Genomic DNA, 725 nt, shown 5'->3' with positions numbered 1-725 from the left:
CGGTCACCACGGTAGGATTCATGACTGGGGTGAAGTCGTAACAAGGTAGCCGTATCGGAAGGTGCGGCTGGATCACCTCCTTTCCAGAGCTTCTCGCACAAGTTGAGCGCTCACGCTTATCGGCTGTAAATTTAAAGACAGACTCAGGGGTCTGTAGCTCAGTCGGTTAGAGCACCGTCTTGATAAGGCGGGGGTCGTTGGTTCGAATCCAACCAGACCCACCATTGTCTTGTCTGGCGGTAGGTACCTGAGGTTATCTGTACTCATGGGGGCATAGCTCAGCTGGGAGAGCACCTGCTTTGCAAGCAGGGGGTCGTCGGTTCGATCCCGTCTGCCTCCACCAATCTTCAATGACAAGCGTTCGAATTGTGTCGAGTCTTTGTCATTGGCGATTGAGCCAGTCAGAGTGATACGTAGTACGTATCGGCTGTCGTTCTTTAACAATCTGGAAGAAGCAAGTAATTTGGATAGCGGAAGCGTCTTGAGATGGACGTGAAAACTATCCGGGTTGTGATTGTATCGATGTATCTCAAGATGATTCGAACTCTATGTTCGACTCAATTTGGAATACGGCACAACGCGAGAACTCAACCTGTAGCGAGACAGACTCGTTATAGGGTCAAGCGAACAAGTGCATGTGGTGGATGCCTTGGCGATCACAGGCGATGAAGGACGCGGTAGCCTGCGAAAAGCTACGGGGAGCTGGCAAACGAGCTTTGATCCGT

General features: G+C 51.3%; 2 tRNA genes and 2 rRNA genes. All 4 read left to right on the top strand.

What is annotated here, in order from left to right:
• Positions 1–83 (top strand): 16S ribosomal RNA (locus tag CFB39_RS38515); the annotation flags it as partial.
• A 64-nt stretch (positions 84–147) separates the two neighbouring features.
• Positions 148–224, top strand: a tRNA-Ile gene (locus CFB39_RS38510).
• A gap of 43 nt (positions 225–267) precedes the next feature.
• Positions 268–343 (top strand) — tRNA-Ala (locus CFB39_RS38505).
• Between the two features lie 274 nt (positions 344–617).
• Positions 618–725 (top strand): 23S ribosomal RNA (locus CFB39_RS38495); the annotation flags it as partial.

Origin of the sequence: Burkholderia sp. AU6039, assembly GCF_002223365.1 — a bacterium.
GTDB lineage: Bacteria > Pseudomonadota > Gammaproteobacteria > Burkholderiales > Burkholderiaceae > Burkholderia.
This window is presented reverse-complemented; position numbering and strand designations above follow the sequence as displayed.